This window comes from Paenibacillus sp. FSL K6-0276, assembly GCF_037977235.1.
In the GTDB taxonomy this organism is placed as follows: domain Bacteria; phylum Bacillota; class Bacilli; order Paenibacillales; family Paenibacillaceae; genus Paenibacillus_AQ.
Window position 1 is genome coordinate 1226500 of record NZ_CP150276.1, and the last position, 17350, is coordinate 1243849.

A 17350-nucleotide genomic window follows, 5' to 3' on the forward strand; every position below is an offset into this window, starting at 1 on the left:
ACTTTATTATAGAAGGAAGCGATCAGCTTGAAATATTGCCTAGAATGTGGAACAGCGTTAGTAATGAAAGAAAGCGATGGGGAAGGGCAGGTACCTTATTGTAATGCATGCGAAATGTTCAGATTTCCTATTTTCAGCACAGCAATCAGTACAGCAGTATTAAATAGGGATATGAATAAGATTTTATTGATCCAGCAGTATAACCGACCAGATTATATATTGCTTGCAGGGTACGTGAATAAAGGTGAAGATGCGGAAACAACTCTTATTCGTGAGGTAAAAGAAGAGGTAGGTCTTGATATTGTAGCCTATGAATATATGCGCAGCTTGTATTTCGCACCTTCTAATACGCTAATGCTGAATTTTATAGGCGTTGCAGATTCGGAGGACTTAAGTCAGGTGAGTGCTGAGGTTGATCATGCAGAATGGTTTACTTTGGAAGAGGCCGTCAGAGCCATTAAAAAGAATAGTCTAGCCGAAACCTTCTTATTGGCGATTATTGAGAAATTGAATGCGGGACAGGTACAGGTGAATCCAGTATCCGTAGGAGGAACGGTGTAAGATGCGAGTATATAGCTTTGCCAAAGAAGCCGGTAAATCTATTGATGCGTTCGGCAGCCAGCAGCTTTATATGTCGAGAATACTGTCAAAGGCAGATTCTCCTCACGTAGGTTGTATGCACCTGGGTGTGAATGGACTTGTTGGCTGGCATCAGGCTCCGGTTCCACAGCTGTTTCTGGTCGTTAGCGGAGAAGGTTGGGTCAGAGCAGGGGAAGAAGCGGGAATTCCAGTTAGCGCTGGTTCTGCCGTGTATTGGGACAAGGGCGAGTGGCATGAGACACGCACAGAGACAGGACTAACAGCGATAGTAATCGAAGCGGAGGTAAAACAATGTTTAATCAAGAGGAAAGAACAATTACGACCGAAAGATTGATTTTGAGACCCTTTGAATTAGCTGATGCAAAGCGTGTCTCTGAGCTCTGTAATAATTATAATATCTACAAAAGTACGTTGACTCTTCCTTATCCATATTCTATTGATTGTGCAATATCCTGGATTGAAGCTCATGAAGAGAATTTTATCAATAATATGTATTATGAGTTTGCGATTACTGATAAAAGTACAAACGAGCTCTATGGAGCTATAGAACTGACAAATAATCAAACACACAGAAATGGTGAAGTTGGATATTGGATCGGTGAGGAAAATTGGGGTAAAGGATACGCGACTGAAGCAACAAAAGCTATCATTGCGTTTGCATTTTCAGAAAAGCATTATCATAAAGTATATGCGAGATACTTTGCTTCAAATCCCGGCTCTGGGCGGGTGATGCAAAAATGTGGAATGGTGAAAGAAGGCATTTTATTACAGCATATCTATAAAGAAAATAAATATGATGATCTTATTCATTATGGAATTATAAACACTGAAGGCAAAACTACATAAAGTGAATTTTTAAAGTTCTTACAAGCAAATAGACAAGCAGAAAGGAGCCGATTGGCTCCTTTCTGCTTGTCTACTATTGACCATTGCTAAACAGATACAGTAGGCTCGATTAGCTAAGCTTATAAACACGAGCTTCGTATGGACGAAGATGAATCGTGTTTAGTTCTTCTTCTGGGTTTACCTCGTAGTTGGCAATGAGCAGTTCCTTCTCTTGGAATTTCACAGTGGAAGGAAGCTCGAATACCGTAGAATCACCGAAGAAATTCAGTACAACTAACAGCTGCTCTTCTCCGAGAGAACGCTGATAAGCATATACTTTCTCGTTCTCCTCGGCCAAGATTGTATAATTTCCGTATACGATAATCTCATGCTGCTTACGCAGCTCAATTAGCTTCTTATAATAGTGGAAAATGGAATCTGGATCGGCCAGCGCCTGCTCCACATTAATTTCCTTGTAGTTAGGATTCACAGTCAGCCATGGAGTGCCTGTGGTGAAGCCTGCTTGTGCTTCCGAGTTCCATTGCATCGGCGTACGGGCATTGTCCCGACCTTTAATGTAAATGGAATTCATGATTTTATCTTCCGAATGTCCGGCAGCCAAGTATTCTTTATACATATTTAGGATTTCAATATCTTTGTACTCGTCGATAGAATTAAACTTTACATTCGTCATGCCGATTTCTTCGCCTTGATAGATGTAAGGTGTACCTTGGAGTGTGTGAAGCAGCGTTGCCAGCATTTTGGCAGACTCTTTCGGATAACGCTTATCATCCCCAAAGCGGGATAGCATACGCGGCTGATCGTGGTTGTTCATATACAAGCTGTTCCAACCTTTACCGTCCAGTGCGACTTGCCACTTGGAAATGATCGACTTAATGTCCGCCAGCTTCCAAGGCTGTACATTCCATTTGCCTCCGGGTCCGGAATCGACGTCCATGAGCTCGAAATGGAATACCATGTTCAGCTCGTTCCGATCCTCGGAAACGTACATTGAAGCCTCTTCGGGAGAGACATTAACGGCTTCACCCACTGTCATGATATCGTACTTGGACAGTACCTCACGGTTCATTTCCTGCATATATTCATGTACGCGTGGACCGTTAACGAAATAATCTCCTCCGAAGTGGTAGGAAGGCTGTTCCCCGTTTTTTTCCCCAGAAACGCTAGGTAATTCCGGTACTTTGGAGATCAGGTTGATTACGTCCATGCGAAATCCGTCAATTCCTTTATCCAGCCACCAGGTCATCATATCGTAGATTTCCTGGCGCAGCTTGGGATTGTCCCAATTCAGGTCCGGTTGTTTTCTGGAGAAGAGATGGAGGTAATATTCTTCCGACTTCTCATCGAATTCCCAAGCCGATCCATTGAAGAAGGAGCCCCAGTCGTTAGGCGGCTGTCCGTCCTTACCAGGACGCCAGATATAATAATCACGATAAGGATTATCCTGCGATTTGCGGGATTCCACGAACCAGGCATGCTCATCTGAGGAATGGTTGACCACGAGATCCATAATTAGCTTCATGCCGCGGCTGTGAAGTCCAGCTAACAGTTTCTCCCAATCGGAGAGCGTTCCGAAATCATCCATAATCGTTTGATAATTACTGATATCATAGCCGTTATCATCATTAGGCGACTCGTACACCGGACATAGCCAGACTACGTCGACGCCAAGATGATTTAAATAATCGAGTTTTGAGATAATCCCTTGCAGATCACCGATGCCATCCCCGTTACTGTCTTTGAAGCTGCGGGGGTAAATTTGATACACTACGCTTTCTTTCCACCATTTCTTATCCACGGTTGTAATCTCCTATCTCTATATAGATCTAGCTATTTTATTTAATGGACCCTGATGTTAGTCCGCTGATAATCCATTTTTGCGCGAACAAATAGACGATGAGCATCGGGGTTAATGCGAGCAGATATGAAGCAAAAGCTAAGTTGAAATCTGTGCTGAACTGCCCCTGGAAGACATATTGTACAAGCGGAAGTGTGTAGGAGTCCTCGCCGAGCAGAATAAGCGGTAGCATAAAGTCATTCCAAGTGGATAGACAAGACAGGATACCGATCGTTGCACTAACGGGAGCAAGGAGTGGGAAAATAATCTTCCAAAATGTACCGAATGTTGATGCACCGTCTACTGTAGCCGCTTCTTCCAGTTCATACGGAATGGAGCGGATATAACCGGTGTATACAAACACGTTAAAGGCCAGACCATAAACGACGTATAGAATAATAATCCCTACAATGTTGTTCATGTGCAGGTCCGTAGTCACTTTGACCACAGGCAGCATGATAATCTGGAAAGGGATAAACATGGCGCTGATAAAATAGAAGTAGAGCACTTTGAAAAATCTTCGCTTCATATTACGTGCAATAGCATAGGCTACCATGGAGTTGGTAAGCAATATGAACACGACTGTTGTAATAGTAATCACGGTACTATTTCCTAATGCATTGAAGAAATTCGTTGCCTTAATCGCATTGCTGAAGTTCTCAAAATGCAAGCCAGTCGGCAGTGAAAAGATAGATTGAGCCATTTCCTCGGGATTCTTGAGTGCGATGGCAATGGTCATGTAAAGCGGAAACAGGATCAGTAGTGAGCCTAGGGCGATAAGAATCGTTACAGGCCAGTTAGTTGATTTTTTGATCATAAGTCCATCTCCCGTTTCTGCAGAAATTTAAGCTGAAGGGCGGAGATAACGACGATCACGATAAAATAAATCACGGCGTTCGCCGATTGGTAGGCAAATTCTCCGCCTTGGAAGCCGCCTGTGTAGATTAAGTGGGCAATGGATTGAGTTGAACGTCCAGGACCACCGCCTGTCAAGGCGACGATTTGGTCGAATACCATCAGACCACCCTTCATCGCGAGCACCATGTTGATCGTGAAGAAGGAAGCAAGCATTGGAAACGTAATGCTCCAGAATTCTCTCCAGCGGCTAGCGCCGTCCAGATTGGAAGCCTCGTAAAGATCATGAGGAATGGTTTGTAGACCCGCCAGATAGAGAATCGTGTTATAAGCAATTCCCTGCCAAACGGCTACAATAACGATACCGATCCAGGCCCAGTCGGAGTTACCGAGAATGTTCTGCGAAAGGAATTCGCTGCCGAGCTTCGCACCCCAGATAGGGAATACATTTGCGAACAAGTAGTTGAAAATAAAGCCGACAATTAGAACGCTGAGGATATTAGGCAAGAAATATACACCGCGGAAAAAGTTTTTGGCTTTAATTTTGGCATTTAGTCCTAGTGCAATCAACAAGCTGATGACGTTGATGAGAATAGTTGTTATGATGGCATATTTAAAAGTGAACAAATATGAATTCAACACATTTTCGTCTTGAAAAATGTTAACGAAGTTCTTAAATCCTACGTAATCAAAGCTGTCACTAAAGCCGTCCCAGTTTGTGAACGAATAATAAATACCTTGTATTGCAGGAAAGGTGTGAAAGGCAAAGAAAAGAAGCAATGCCGGTATTGTCATCAGATAAAAGGCGACTCGGCGTTTGGCCATCATATAATCCTCCTCGTTGTAAAAGCGAAAGAGAAGAGGGGAAACCCTGTTCTCTTTCGCGGTTCAAGTATGTCTGATCGGGTTATTTCCGGTTAGCTACCTTATCCCATTCCGTATCAAGCTGTTTTAGGTAAGCATTAATATCTTTCTTTTGCAAGAAGGACTGATTGATGGTTTCCACTTTCATTGCACTTGGGATGTAGTGGTCAGCAAAGTCAGCTAGTTTGCCGGATTCAAAGGATTCTTTGAATCCGTCCATCGTTGGATCATCCTGCGTTACACCTTGTACAGCTGGGAATGCTTTTTGCTCGCTGATGTAAAGGCTGACATTCTCAGGCTGGAGCAGGAAGTCTACGAATTTCTTTGCTTCTTCTTTATGCTTAGTGTTCTTGGAAATGGTCAGCAATGTGTCTACACCAGAAATGACCTTATTATCGGCAGCATCATTTGTCGCTGGGAACGGGAATACGCCAAGTTCAATGGATGGATTGGCTTTCACGATTTCTGGGATCGCCCATACGCCTTGCAGGTACATTGCTGATTCGCCTTTAGCGAATGCTGTGTTGCCGTCATTGTAATTTTTGCCAAAAATATCTTTCTGTCCGTATTCCGTCAGCTTAAGCAGCTTTTCAGCAACCTCGTTGAAGCTGTCTGAGAAGGTTACAGTGCCTGCTGTACGCTCCTTGAAGAAATCATTACCTTTAATGATTGTCGTGAGGGAATTGAAGGGTGTAAGTGTTGTCCAAGCATCCTTAAATGTTAGATAGAAAGCATTCTTACCGCTGTCTTTGAACTTTTGAGCGACGGCAATGAACTCATCCCAGGTTGTTGGTACGGTAACGCCAGCTTCAGCGAACATCGCCTTATTGTAAATGACACCACTTGCATTAGAGGAGAATGGAAGACCATTCAGCTCACTCGAACCGGTTAAATCTTTCAGCATTTGGACATATGCAGGTTGAATATTCTTAGCGAGCGGATCAGTAGTGAAGTCTTCAAACAGACCGCTTGCGGATAAAGTCTTGTAGGTATCGGTGGCGCCGATTCCCACCACGTCAGGAATGTCTTTCTTAGCAGCACGGGTCTTCAGTACGGTCTCAGCATCCGGTGGATTTACTTGAGTGACTACAATGTTCGGATTGGCTTCATTGAATTTCGCAACCAGCTTGTCGAAGGTAGCTTTGGCTTCGGACTTATTTTGGAAAAATTCGATTTTCACTTTTTCACCGGAGGCATTTCCACCGCTATTCGTGTTGCCAGCCGCATTGTTGCTGCTATTGCTTCCACAAGCACTAAGTACGGACATAGCCAGTACGCTAACCACTACGGGTTTGATTGTTTTTTTCATGATTAAATCCTCCTAATAATTTGTTGGTATTATGAACATGTAAGAGAGTAAACATGTACGTAAATGAAATTAATTGATATTCTGGCTACTTATAGGCGGCAGATATGCATTGCCAATAGAGAGTAAACGTTTACGTAAAAGGGGTAAAAAGACTCAGGTAAGTGATCTTACCGTTTGTCTTTCCACGATGGAGTGATCGACAATTTTGCTATCCACAGTCTCGCCTGTTTCAATCATCTGAATAAGCTTCTCCACGGCGATCTTACCAATATCGTACAGCGGTTGACGCACTGTAGTTAACGGAGGAATAATCATTTTTGCTATTCCAAGATCGTCATAACCCATTATGGATATATCCTCGGGAACACTTAAACCATTTTTGATGACAGTGGAAAGAGCACCAATCGCCATTTCATCACTAGCGGCAAAGACGGCAGTGACATCAGGGGCTTGCTCCAAGAGAGCTTCCATTGCAATGCTCCCGCTTTCATACAGAAAGTCTCCAAAGGTGAGATAGCGGCTGTCGAAAGGAATTCCATTCGCTTCAAGCGCTTTACGATATCCCTCGGCTCTGGGTACACCAGCGATAGCATCGCTTGGATTTCCGCTGATCATGGCGATTTTGCTATGACCTTTGGAAATTAAGTAGAGAGTAGCATCATAGGCAGCCTGATAATCGTCTACTTTCACGTAAGGTACACTGGCAAATTCCGTTTGGGAAGAAACCAACACAACTGGGATCTTCATGGTTTCTAGCACATCGTAATACTCTTTCTTCAAGACCTCACTAGAGTAAATAATGCCATCGACCTGCTTCTCTCTTAGGAGCTGCAAGTACTTTAATGTTCGTTTACCATCCTGATCGGTATTACAGACCATCACACTGTAATTGCGGTCATTGGCCAATTCCTCAATGCCTTTAAGCAGATCGGAGGAGAAAGCTCCAGATACACTTGGAAACATTACACCTATGGTCTGCGTACGCTTATTGATTAGGCCACGAGCAATCGCGTTAGGTTGATAGCCGAGTTCTTTGATGGCTTCATTTACCTTTTGTTTCGTCTTGTCGGAGTACCCACTTAAATTGTTTAGCACGCGAGAGACTGTCGCAATGGAAACGTTCGCTTTTTGTGCAACATCTTTAATTGTCGGGTTCATTCATACGTGCTCCTTAGATTACGGTTAGCCTTAGATTAAACGTTTACGCTTTGAGTAATGAAATTACTTAAAACTATAACGTAAACGCTTACCCTGAATATAAATCCTGGTAGGTATTCTTGTCAACTCTATTAAAAAATAAATGAATAATAAAAACCGTGAAAGGCAAATGATTTTTAAATAGAATGAAACCGATTAATTTACCAAAAAATCTCTTTTAAAATGGGGGTGTAAGAGAGCTGAAAGGTAGTAGGAGCAGGATATAAGGAATCATATGACCTAGAATTGACAAAAGAATATTAGAGGGCTAACATTTAGTGAGTAAACGCTTACGCAAATATCGGATTGACATGTTCAACGTTTGTTTTAGTGTTTAACCGGATAAGGAGCTGCGCTTATGAATATTTATCTCGAAATTCCTGATGTGGATAAGCACTTTCCCTTTAGAAGTTTACTTTGTGGAGGAGATACGCTGTGCTATCCGCATTGGCATAAAGAAATTGAAATTATCTATGTAACTAAAGGAAGTCTAAATCTGGGAATTAATGATACCCCTATTCACATGGAGCAGGGTGAGGTTCAGTTTATCAACGGTGGGGATGTACATTATTTTCTCGCCTCACCTGAGAGCGAACGGGTAGTAATTCAATTCGATCTTAACCTGTTTCAGGAAGTCGCAGCTTTGAGCGGAAATGACTATTCGCTTCGTGAGGTTTTTACGCTTATGGAGCATTCTAGTTCAAAATGGCCCGAGGCAACCGCCGCGAAGATCAAAGGGCTGATTGAGAGTATTTACGAGGAAGACGTGCAGCGAAGAGAAGGGTACGCCTACTTAATCAAAGCTAGATTATTTGAACTACTGACTGTTATTTTGCGGGAGGTGCCGAAGAGCACAGTCAATAAACAGCCTAAGTTCTCGGAAGATACGCTGAACCAGTCCAGAGAAACGCTGGAGAGATTAGAGCGGATTTTTATCTATGTGGAGCAGCATTATCAGGAGGCCATTACGCTGAATGAGGTAGCGAATTACATGGGCTTCAGTCCGTATTATTTTACCAAACTATTCAAGAAGAACACGGGCATGACCTTTATAGCATTCTTAAATGAATATCGACTTAACAAAGCCAAATGGATTTTGATGAATGATGATCTGCCGATGTCCGCGGTGGCGGAAGAAGCTGGGTTTGGCAGCGTGAAGACCTTTCATCATTTCTTCAAGGAAGCTACAGGGATATCCCCGCTTAAATACCACAAGACAATATTCGGGAATAATACAGCAAGAATGCAGGAAGAAAGACGCCCCCGGGCTTTGTATGATAGAGATATCAAAACAGGAACAAGTGGAGGTTAGAACAAAGATGACATTAACAGTAGGAATTATCGGCTGTGGAGGCATTGCGAACGGCAAACATATGCCAGCGCTATCAAAAGTGGAAGGTGCTCGAATGGTTGCTTTTTGCGATATCGTTCCTGAGCGTGCCGAGAAGGCAAAAGCGGAGTTCGGGGATGAGAGCTCCGTGGTTTACTCAGATTATAAAGAGCTTCTTAAAGATGCAAGTATAGATGTGATTCATGTATGTACACCAAACATTTCCCATGCAGAGATTTCCATTGCGGCAATGGAGGCAGGCAAGCATGTAATGTGCGAAAAGCCGATGGCTAAGACCACAGCAGAAGCGCAAGCCATGATCGATGCCTCAAAGCGAACTGGGAAGAAGCTGACCATCGGTTACCAAAACCGTTTCAGACCAGATTCAGCTTATCTGCATACGGTATGCGAGAATAATGGTCTTGGAGAGATTTATTATGCTAAAGCTAAGGCGATCCGTCGTCGTGCCGTTCCAACGTGGGGCGTGTTTCTGGATGAGGAAGCGCAAGGCGGAGGTCCATTGATTGATATCGGTACTCATGCCCTCGATTTGACCCTTTGGATGATGGATAACTACAAACCTAAATATGTTGTGGGTAACGCCTATCATAAGCTGTCCGGTCGTAAAAACGCTGCGAACGCTTGGGGCCCGTGGGATCCTGAGAAATTTACAGTTGAGGATTCCGCCATTGGATTCATTACTATGGAGAATGGAGCTAGCATCGTTCTCGAAGCAAGCTGGGCGCTGAATACACTCGATGTTGGTGAAGCTAAGACGGTTCTTTGCGGTACTGAAGGTGGAGCGGATATGGAGAACGGTCTGCGCATTAACGGAGAAGAATACGGTAAGACATTCGAGAAGCATATTAGCTTGGAAGCCGGTGGTGTTGACTTTTATGATGGCGCAGGAGATGATCCTGCGGTGACAGAGGCTACTCAGTGGATCGACAGCATTGTAAATGACACCGATCCTGTAGTGAAACCGGAGCAGGCACTGGTTGTCACCCGCATCTTGGAGGCTATCTATAAATCCTCAGAGACTGGAATGCCTGTATTTTTTGAATAACCTATCAATTTTAAGTGGCATAGATATCTATGAACTAGGAGTGTGTCCAAAGTGACCAGAGTAACGGTATGGAATGAATTCCGTCATGAACGGCAGGAAGAGAGAATTCTCAAGGTCTATCCGCAAGGGATTCACGGACAACTGGCAAGTTTCCTTCAGGAAGCTGGACTGGACGCTCAGACAGCTACGCTGGATGAACCGGAACACGGATTGACACAAGAAGTGTTGGATAATACAGATGTACTGGTCTGGTGGGGACATGTCGCCCATCAAGAAGTTAGTGATGAGATTGTAAACCGTGTCCACCAAAGAGTGCTGCAAGGCATGGGGCTAGTGGTGCTTCATTCAGGTCATATGTCCAAAATATTCATGAAATTAATGGGCACCAGCTGCGATCTAAAGTGGCGTGAAGCAGGGGAGAAAGAGCGCCTCTGGGTCATGGACCCAAGTCACCCGATTGCTGAGGGTATCGGAGAATATATCGATCTGGAGCAAGAAGAGATGTACGGTGCACATTTTGATGTACCAGCACCAGAGAGTCTTATCTTTGTCGGCTGGTTTGAGGGCGGCAATGTGTTCCCAAGCGGATCGACCTATCGTCGTGGGAACGGGAAGATCTTTTACTTCCAGCCCGGTCATGAATCTTACCCAACCTATTACAACAAAGAGATTCAAAGAGTAATCATCAATGGCGTGAACTGGTGTGCACCAACGAAGCGTGCTTATCCAGTTTACGGACATTCCGAAGCTTTGGAACCCATTAAAGAAAAGGTGGTAATGTAAATGAAGTTAGGTGTATTCGATCCTGTATTTGGAAGTTTAAGTCTCGAAGAGATGCTTGATAAAATCGCGGCCGCAGGTTTGAATGCGGTGGAGATCGGTTCAGGAGGCAATCCCGGAAATGCCCACTGTCCTACGGATGAGCTGCTTGCGAGCGAGTCAGCACGTAAGGAATATTTGGAGCAGTTCACGAAACGTGGCATTATGATTAGTGCTTTCAGTTGCCACAACAACCCAATTTCGCCAGATAAAGAAGAAGCTCGTGAAGGCGACGAAATTCTGCGTAAATCGATCAAGCTGGCTTCGCTGATGGGAGTTAAGGTAGTTAACACTTTTTCGGGAACCGCAGGTGACAGTGATGAGGCAAAAGCACCGAACTGGCCAGTTACACCTTGGCCAACCGTATACAGCGACATCAAAACCTGGCAGTGGGAACATAAACTGATCCCTTACTGGAAGGAAATCGGTAAGCTGGCCGAGGAGCATGGCGTTAAGATCGGTATCGAGCTTCACGGCGGTTTCCTATGCCATACTCCTTACACGATTCTAAAGCTTAGAGAAGCAACCTGCGATGCGATCGGCGCGAACCTAGACCCGAGCCATCTGTGGTGGCAAGGCATCGATCCTGTGGGCGCGATCAAGATTCTTGGTAAAGCCGGCGCAATTCATCATTTCCATGCTAAGGATACGTACCTGGATCAGGACAATATTAATATGTATGGTCTGACGGATATGCAGCCTTACGGTGATGTACAGACCCGCGCTTGGACTTTCCGCTCCGTTGGCTGTGGACACAGCATATCTGAATGGTCGGATATCATGAGTGCGCTGCGTACTTACGGTTATGATTATGTAGTCAGCATCGAGCATGAAGACCCTCTTATGACGGTAGACGAAGGCTTCCATCGTGCAGTAACCAATTTGCAATCCATTCTTATTCGCGATCAACCTCAGGGTATGTGGTGGGCGTAAGGAATATTTTAAGAACTGAAGGTCTTGATTCTCTAGTTTAGAGGATCAAGGCTTTTTTTTGCGTGTTTATGCGGATGTGGGATCTGCTTAGCTTTGATTAGATTTTTGGTTAGGTTACAATGTGATGCACCGTGGTCGTTGGAGTAAGACTAACGGATGGGCTCATAGGCACCATAGTTCATCGACCTTCCTCTCCAGCCGCAGTTGCAGTATTGACGGACCCTAGTATTTTTATCTGTTGTGGTGCGGCGCGTACGCTGTATGTCTGGCTAACGGGCAGGCTAGCTAATGCACCAAGAGTATGCAAATAAAGACACCATATTTTAAGGCCGCCTTTAGTTTTGGGTTTTTCTCTGTCAAAACATTGATGTAACGGGAAAGGGCGTAGTGACGCGAAAGGGCGTAGTGACGCGAAAGAGGGTCCGAGCAGATAAGGTTTTCGTTGGAATAATTCTGAATTCAATGGTTATAATAACCGAAATTGGAATGAACATGGGTGGAGTGGATAGATGAGTCTTTTAAGGACATTATTAAAGAAAAAACCGACAGAAAATAAGCCGAATGAGAGAATGAGTGTTTATTCTTCGTTACAAGAAAATAAGGAGTACGTTGAAAATCAGCTGTTTCATTCAAGCGATTTAAAATGGAGAAGCATTAGATTTAATCAAACGGAGGGTCTTATTGTTTTTCTAGAATCCCTGGCGGATCTACAGAAAATTCAAAAAGAGATCATCCAGCCTCTAGAAGGAAAAAGTGAAGGAAACGTGGATGAAGTCATAACTTCTGTGGAGATTACGAAAAAATCGGATCTCAACGAGGTGCCTTACGCCTTAATTCAAGGGAATTGTGTATTGTTATTTGAAGGTATAGTAGAAGTCTTTATTGTCGATGTAGCTGCAGTTAATACACGAAATATTTCGGAGCCAGTGAACGAAGGGGTTATTCGCGGCGCGCATGATGGATTTATAGAGCACCTCATGACGAATCTTTATCTGGTTCGGAAGCGCGTCGAGAATCCGAATCTGGTCGTTCGTTATTATCAGACCGGAAAGGAAACCAAAACAAAATTAGCTCTTCTCTATATGCAGGATCTGGCGAATCCGGATCTGGTCAAAGAAGTGGATCAAAGAATCGGTTCCATTACGATGGACATCACGATCTCGCCTGGATTCATTGCCGAATTGATTGAAGATAACCCATTTTCTCTATTTCCGCAAATCTTATATACAGAAAGAACGGACCGGGCGGCAGCTCATCTCATGGAAGGCCGTGTCGTTATTATAGCTGATGGAGACCCGTCTGCGCTGATTTTACCGGTGACTTTCTTTGCTTTCTATCAAAGCCCTGACGATTACCACAGCAGGTGGATTGCCGGATCGTTTGTTCGTTTGCTTCGTTTTGTGAGCTTTATCATCGCAACTCTTATACCTGCTTTATATATAGCGGTTATTGGCTTTCACCCTGAAATTCTTCCTGAAAATTTGATTTTTTCCGTGAAGAGCAGTGTAGACAGGATTCCATTTCCGCCTATAGTGGAGGCTCTTATTATGCAGATTACCTTAGAAGTACTGCGTGAAGCAGGGGTTCGTTTGCCGAGCCGGGTAGGTCAAACCATCGGTATTGTTGGCGGTCTGGTCATTGGTGATTCAGTCGTGCGTGCAGGATTGATATCCTATCCCATGGTTATCGTCGTCGCCTTAACGGCTATTTCCTCTTTTGTCGCACCGTCTAATGAAATAAGTACAGCAACACGCATTCTGGGCTTTCCGCTCATGATCCTGGCTGCGATGTTCGGTTTGATCGGGATTACGTTCGGCATGTTATTCATCTTGATTCACTTATGTAAATTAGAAAGCTTTGGTACACCCTATTTTTCGCCTGTCATGCCTCTTCGAATGAAAGATATGAAGGATACATTTGTGCGTTTTCCGATCTGGAGTCTCAATCAACGTCCTCATGATGCGCATCCCCAAAAGTATGTTCAAGAAAGAAATTCAAGAGGGTGGGAACAGGATGATCCCGGAAAAGAGTAAGATTACGCAAGGTCAGTTCATGTTTTTTATCGTACAGACTCAAGTGGGGGTTGGTATTTTAACGCTTCCTCATACAATGCAAGCAAGCGCCAAGGGAGGAGGGTGGATTTCTGTCCTCATCGCGGGATCGGCTGTACAAGTTATTATTTTGATTCTATGGGCTCTTTGCAGACGATTTCCTTCCGATACGATATACGATTTCTTGCCGAAGATTACCGGGAAGCTTCTTGGGAATCTGCTTAGCTTTCTTTATATTGGCTATTTTCTGTTTTCTGCAGGAACGGTTCTGGCCAAGTTTGCCGATGTCGTAGGAAGGTGGGTGCTGCTATCAACGCCTAGATGGGCATTATTAATTCTCGCCCTTCTCACTTGTATGTACTTGGCTAAAGAAAACCTTCGGGTGATTGCCAGGCTGTTCGTTATCTCTTCATTAACGATCATTGTATTGGTGGCATTATCCTTGAGCGGTTATGTCAATGCGGACTTCAGTTATATTTTTCCTATAACCGAAGCGGGATGGGGGAATATCTTCAAAGCTGCGAATGAGGCATTGTTTCCTTTAGTAGGGTATGAAGTGATATTGGTGCTTTATCCTTTCGTTGAAGGGAAGAGCGGCGGAAAATTAAAGGCAGCTTCTTTAGGCAGTATGGTGATTACACTTTTTTACACCTTTGAGGTGTTTACCAGTTTAGTCATTTTCAGCCCGGCGGTCATGCCCGCGGTTTCAGAACCTCTCCTCTACATGCTGAAAGGTTTTTCTTTTCAGATCATCCAACGGATCGACTTGATCTTTTTGTCGTTATGGGTCTTTGTAGTTAGCAATGCCATTGTCTCTTGGATATATATGGCAACGGTTGGATTGGGTCACTTCTTTCACCAAGGCGAACATAAAAAGGCCGTCCCCTATACCATATGCATACTCTTTATTCTGGCTATGATTGCTCAAGAACCATCGGTCATTGACTTCTACGATCAAGTAATTAAGATTATTCATTATACATTTGTAATTGGACTTCCTGTGATCCTGCTTTGTTTCGCGTACTTTATGAGAAAAAGGGGGACGTAAGTCAGATGAAAAGAATCTGCTTTTTGTGTATGGTTATGTCCCTCCTCCTATTTATAGCTGGCTGCTGGGATCAAGATCTATTAAAAGATGCTCGTCTGCTCTATGGAGCGGGGGTTGATCTCGCGCCGAATGGTAAGCTTCGAGCAACTTTTGTCATTCAGGACGTGCCATCAGGCGAACAACAGAGTCCTAAAAACGATATTATATCCACAGATGGCAATACGCCTATGGAAACCCGCAGTTATGCAGACGATCAGATATCACGGCATCTTCGTGCTTATAAAAACCGGTTTTTTCTCATTGGAGAAGAACTGGCCAAACAAGATATTTATCCGATCCTCGAAGTGTTCTACCGTGACCCGAAGAGTGCCTTAAACGCCAGGATCGGAGTGGTCCAAGGGACAGCGGAAGATATACTTTCCCTAAAGAAAGTAGGGAATGTCTTGATCGCAGAAGAAATTGATGAATTAATCAAGAGCAAAGAAGAGACAACAACCGTTCCCAAGGTGACACTTGAAAAGATCTACCCTGTGATGTTGGACCCAGGGGAAGATTTTGTTCTTCCTTACCTGATGGAACAAGGGGCTCGTGTGAATGTTTCTCGTATTGCCATGTTTCATAACCATAAGTTTACAGGTACACTGAGTCCTGAAGAATCAACAATGTACTTATTATTGAAAGGCAGCAAGGGGAAAGTGACGAGATACACCCAAAATATGAGCACTGCAGGGGAAATGGGTACTACAGAGGAGAACCCTCAAAACAGGTATGATTTTCTGACCTTCAGTGTAGAAAAGTTAAAGCGAAAAATGAAAGTAAAGGTTCAATCAGGCGATCAAATTACGGTTCATCTGAAATTAAAATTGAAAGTAAGTGTAATTGAGTATCCGAAAGATCGCTTAGATAAGAAAGAAGTGGTCGCAGAATTAAACAAGGATCTTTCGAAGAGGATGACTAGTCTGGCTCAAGAAACACTGAAAAAAATGCAAATAGCTCGCTGTGATGGATTAGGGATCGGTAGACAACTTATGGCGTTCCATCCACGTGTTTGGAAAAAGCATAAGGAAGACTGGGGCAGCAATTATCAAAAAGTGCATTTTGCCCCAGTAATACAAGTAGAAATTACGAAGCAAGGGATTATTAACTAACTAATGTTTGTTGTTCTTGCGATTTCTATCAAGCCTCTGAAACTAAAAAATCTAATCAAACTTTAAAATATGGTCATATCCCTGTCAAGTAGACAGATGAAAAAAGCTATGCTGCCAGTGCGCACCGATACTCTATCGGTGCGCGCTGTATTGGTGGGCGGTGCGCGATGAATTTGCACTGGGATTTAAGCTAATACAGGCAGCGCGTACTGAAGATGTACAACCAAATGCAGCAGGACAAGGTCAGATCATTCCGTGGGACACCTGTAAGAAACTGTAGTCGCTGATAACATAATACTGTAGTTTAAAATACAGAGCTGATCTTTGGTTATCCAAAGGTCGGCTTTTTTGTCGTGTGTTCACTTGGTTACAGTATTGCAATCTCTGCGTCAAATGTGGGGGACGAGTTGAAAAGAATAGGTACAGGCTGGCATGCAACAAAATTGAAATAATTTCGTCTTTATATATGGAGGTGGAGAAAATTGGGATTTTTCGTTTCGGGTGGCCGGTTTCAATCTTCATTACAGCGGAACATGAAGCTGATACTTGTGTTCGGGCTTCTGTTCGCTGCATGTTTTACAGGTATGGGAAAGGCGGAAGCTGCTGCTGGATCAGATCTGATTATCGTGAACAAAAAAACAAACAAACTCGCGTATTTCAGTGATGGTAAGCTGGTAAAGATCTTTCCAGTCGCAACGGGGAAGTCGAAGGAACTGACACCTGAAGGTAGCTTCAAAATGGTAGTTAAAGTAAAGAACAGACCCTACTACAAAGAGAAAATACCCGGGGGTGATCCGGCCAATCCGCTTGGCGACCGCTGGCTGGGGCTGGAAGTGAACGGAACTTATGGAACTACGTATGCGATTCACGGCAATAATAATGAGTCATCCATAGGAAAGTATGTTAGTGCTGGATGTATTCGAATGCATAATGATGACATCCACTGGCTGTATCCAAAAATAGCTAAGAATACAAAGGTCATCATTACAACAAGCACACTGGCTATGGAGAGCCTTGCGACTAAGAATGGGTATTCTGTGGGAAGTAAGACGTTCGCTGGAGCTTTTGAGATGGATGGAGTCACAACAAAGCTGAATGATCCCTTTATACTGGATAACTCCCGTGTGTTTGTTCCGCTGAGAGAATCTGTAGCTTTGTTAGGTGGAACTTTGCAGAGCGAAGCTGGAACTGGTGCATTGCTAATTACGATAGGCGATCGTACGGTGACACATAAGCCGTTATCAGATGAGGCTGTTGTGAATGGAAAATCAATTACGATACCGGCGTCCCGCAATGTAAATAACCGATTACTGATTCCACTGAGCATCTTGCCCGAATTATTTAGTATTCCGGTACAATGGAATCCACAGTCCCAGTCGGTAAAGATTAATTTATAACTATTCTTGAACTTTTATTTCTGACTGAAGTAGGTATATACTATACTCAT

General features: G+C 43.7%; 16 protein-coding genes. 11 read left to right on the plus strand and 5 right to left on the minus strand.

The window, feature by feature from the left end:
* Nucleotides 1–114 precede the first annotated feature (114 nt).
* The 3 genes from MHH52_RS05460 to MHH52_RS05470 are packed head-to-tail and all read left to right on the plus strand — an operon-like array spanning nucleotide 115 to nucleotide 1446.
* Nucleotides 115–561, plus strand: a complete 447-nt coding sequence (locus MHH52_RS05460; protein ID WP_340009502.1) for an NUDIX domain-containing protein — start codon at nucleotides 115–117, stop codon at nucleotides 559–561.
* A 1-nt stretch (nucleotide 562) separates the two neighbouring features.
* The gene (locus MHH52_RS05465) at nucleotides 563–934 is read left to right on the plus strand and encodes a cupin domain-containing protein (protein WP_340007138.1); all 372 of its coding nucleotides are present in this window, start codon (nucleotides 563–565) and stop codon (nucleotides 932–934) included.
* Complete coding sequence (locus MHH52_RS05470; RefSeq protein ID WP_340007140.1) at nucleotides 892–1446, plus strand: GNAT family N-acetyltransferase; 555 nt, start codon at nucleotides 892–894, stop codon at nucleotides 1444–1446. The genes MHH52_RS05465 and MHH52_RS05470 overlap by 43 nt, the downstream gene beginning before the upstream one ends.
* A 109-nt stretch (nucleotides 1447–1555) precedes the next feature.
* Here MHH52_RS05470 and MHH52_RS05475 read toward each other — a convergent pair whose 3' ends face one another.
* From MHH52_RS05475 to MHH52_RS05495, 5 genes are all read right to left on the minus strand, one after another.
* A complete protein-coding gene (locus MHH52_RS05475; protein ID WP_340007141.1) occupies nucleotides 1556–3244 on the minus strand; it encodes an alpha-glucosidase in 1689 nt (562 codons plus the stop codon).
* Between the two features lie 37 nt (nucleotides 3245–3281).
* Nucleotides 3282–4100: a carbohydrate ABC transporter permease gene (locus MHH52_RS05480; protein ID WP_313640250.1), complete on the minus strand. Its 819-nt coding sequence runs from the start codon at nucleotides 4098–4100 to the stop codon at nucleotides 3282–3284.
* A complete protein-coding gene (locus MHH52_RS05485) occupies nucleotides 4097–4963 on the minus strand; it encodes a sugar ABC transporter permease (RefSeq protein WP_313640273.1) in 867 nt (288 codons plus the stop codon). Before MHH52_RS05485 ends, MHH52_RS05480 begins: the two co-directional genes overlap by 4 nt.
* An 82-nt stretch (nucleotides 4964–5045) precedes the next feature.
* A complete protein-coding gene (locus MHH52_RS05490) occupies nucleotides 5046–6311 on the minus strand; it encodes an extracellular solute-binding protein (protein WP_340007142.1) in 1266 nt (421 codons plus the stop codon).
* A 153-nt stretch (nucleotides 6312–6464) separates the two neighbouring features.
* Nucleotides 6465–7469, minus strand: a complete 1005-nt coding sequence (locus MHH52_RS05495; RefSeq protein WP_313640252.1) for a substrate-binding domain-containing protein — start codon at nucleotides 7467–7469, stop codon at nucleotides 6465–6467.
* A gap of 397 nt (nucleotides 7470–7866) precedes the next feature.
* Between MHH52_RS05495 and MHH52_RS05500 the strand changes: the two genes are divergently transcribed.
* From MHH52_RS05500 to MHH52_RS05535, 8 genes are all read left to right on the plus strand, one after another.
* Nucleotides 7867–8820, plus strand: coding sequence for an AraC family transcriptional regulator (locus tag MHH52_RS05500; RefSeq protein ID WP_313640253.1), 954 nt, complete (start codon nucleotides 7867–7869; stop codon nucleotides 8818–8820).
* A gap of 7 nt (nucleotides 8821–8827) precedes the next feature.
* Nucleotides 8828–9904, plus strand: a complete 1077-nt coding sequence (locus tag MHH52_RS05505; protein WP_313640254.1) for a Gfo/Idh/MocA family oxidoreductase — start codon at nucleotides 8828–8830, stop codon at nucleotides 9902–9904.
* A gap of 51 nt (nucleotides 9905–9955) precedes the next feature.
* The gene (locus tag MHH52_RS05510; RefSeq protein WP_313640255.1) at nucleotides 9956–10687 is read left to right on the plus strand and encodes a ThuA domain-containing protein; all 732 of its coding nucleotides are present in this window, start codon (nucleotides 9956–9958) and stop codon (nucleotides 10685–10687) included.
* Nucleotides 10688–11656, plus strand: coding sequence for a sugar phosphate isomerase/epimerase (locus tag MHH52_RS05515; RefSeq protein WP_340007149.1), 969 nt, complete (start codon nucleotides 10688–10690; stop codon nucleotides 11654–11656).
* 509 nt (nucleotides 11657–12165) lie between these two features.
* Nucleotides 12166–13689 (plus strand): spore germination protein, encoded by a 1524-nt coding sequence (locus MHH52_RS05520; RefSeq protein WP_313640257.1) that lies wholly within the window; start codon nucleotides 12166–12168, stop codon nucleotides 13687–13689.
* Nucleotides 13670–14755, plus strand: a complete 1086-nt coding sequence (locus tag MHH52_RS05525) for a GerAB/ArcD/ProY family transporter (protein ID WP_340007151.1) — start codon at nucleotides 13670–13672, stop codon at nucleotides 14753–14755. The genes MHH52_RS05520 and MHH52_RS05525 overlap by 20 nt, the downstream gene beginning before the upstream one ends.
* Before the next feature lie 5 nt (nucleotides 14756–14760).
* Nucleotides 14761–15903: a Ger(x)C family spore germination protein gene (locus MHH52_RS05530; RefSeq protein ID WP_313640259.1), complete on the plus strand. Its 1143-nt coding sequence runs from the start codon at nucleotides 14761–14763 to the stop codon at nucleotides 15901–15903.
* A 482-nt stretch (nucleotides 15904–16385) separates the two neighbouring features.
* Nucleotides 16386–17300, plus strand: a complete 915-nt coding sequence (locus tag MHH52_RS05535; protein WP_313640261.1) for a L,D-transpeptidase family protein — start codon at nucleotides 16386–16388, stop codon at nucleotides 17298–17300.
* The last annotated feature ends 50 nt before the right edge of the window (nucleotides 17301–17350 follow it).

Bases quoted from the DNA above. Each gene is read 5' to 3' on its own strand.
- MHH52_RS05460 (WP_340009502.1), top strand. From the start codon at position 115: ATGTTCAGATTTCCTATTTTCAGCACAGCAATCAGTACAGCAGTATTA.
- MHH52_RS05465 (WP_340007138.1), top strand. From the start codon at position 563: ATGCGAGTATATAGCTTTGCCAAAGAAGCCGGTAAATCTATTGATGCG.
- MHH52_RS05470 (WP_340007140.1), top strand. From the start codon at position 892: ATGTTTAATCAAGAGGAAAGAACAATTACGACCGAAAGATTGATTTTG.
- MHH52_RS05480 (WP_313640250.1), bottom strand. From the start codon at position 4,100: ATGATCAAAAAATCAACTAACTGGCCTGTAACGATTCTTATCGCCCTA.
- MHH52_RS05485 (WP_313640273.1), bottom strand. From the start codon at position 4,963: ATGGCCAAACGCCGAGTCGCCTTTTATCTGATGACAATACCGGCATTG.
- MHH52_RS05490 (WP_340007142.1), bottom strand. From the start codon at position 6,311: ATGAAAAAAACAATCAAACCCGTAGTGGTTAGCGTACTGGCTATGTCC.
- MHH52_RS05495 (WP_313640252.1), bottom strand. From the start codon at position 7,469: ATGAACCCGACAATTAAAGATGTTGCACAAAAAGCGAACGTTTCCATT.
- MHH52_RS05500 (WP_313640253.1), top strand. From the start codon at position 7,867: ATGAATATTTATCTCGAAATTCCTGATGTGGATAAGCACTTTCCCTTT.
- MHH52_RS05505 (WP_313640254.1), top strand. From the start codon at position 8,828: ATGACATTAACAGTAGGAATTATCGGCTGTGGAGGCATTGCGAACGGC.
- MHH52_RS05515 (WP_340007149.1), top strand. From the start codon at position 10,688: ATGAAGTTAGGTGTATTCGATCCTGTATTTGGAAGTTTAAGTCTCGAA.
- MHH52_RS05520 (WP_313640257.1), top strand. From the start codon at position 12,166: ATGAGTCTTTTAAGGACATTATTAAAGAAAAAACCGACAGAAAATAAG.
- MHH52_RS05525 (WP_340007151.1), top strand. From the start codon at position 13,670: ATGATCCCGGAAAAGAGTAAGATTACGCAAGGTCAGTTCATGTTTTTT.
- MHH52_RS05530 (WP_313640259.1), top strand. From the start codon at position 14,761: ATGAAAAGAATCTGCTTTTTGTGTATGGTTATGTCCCTCCTCCTATTT.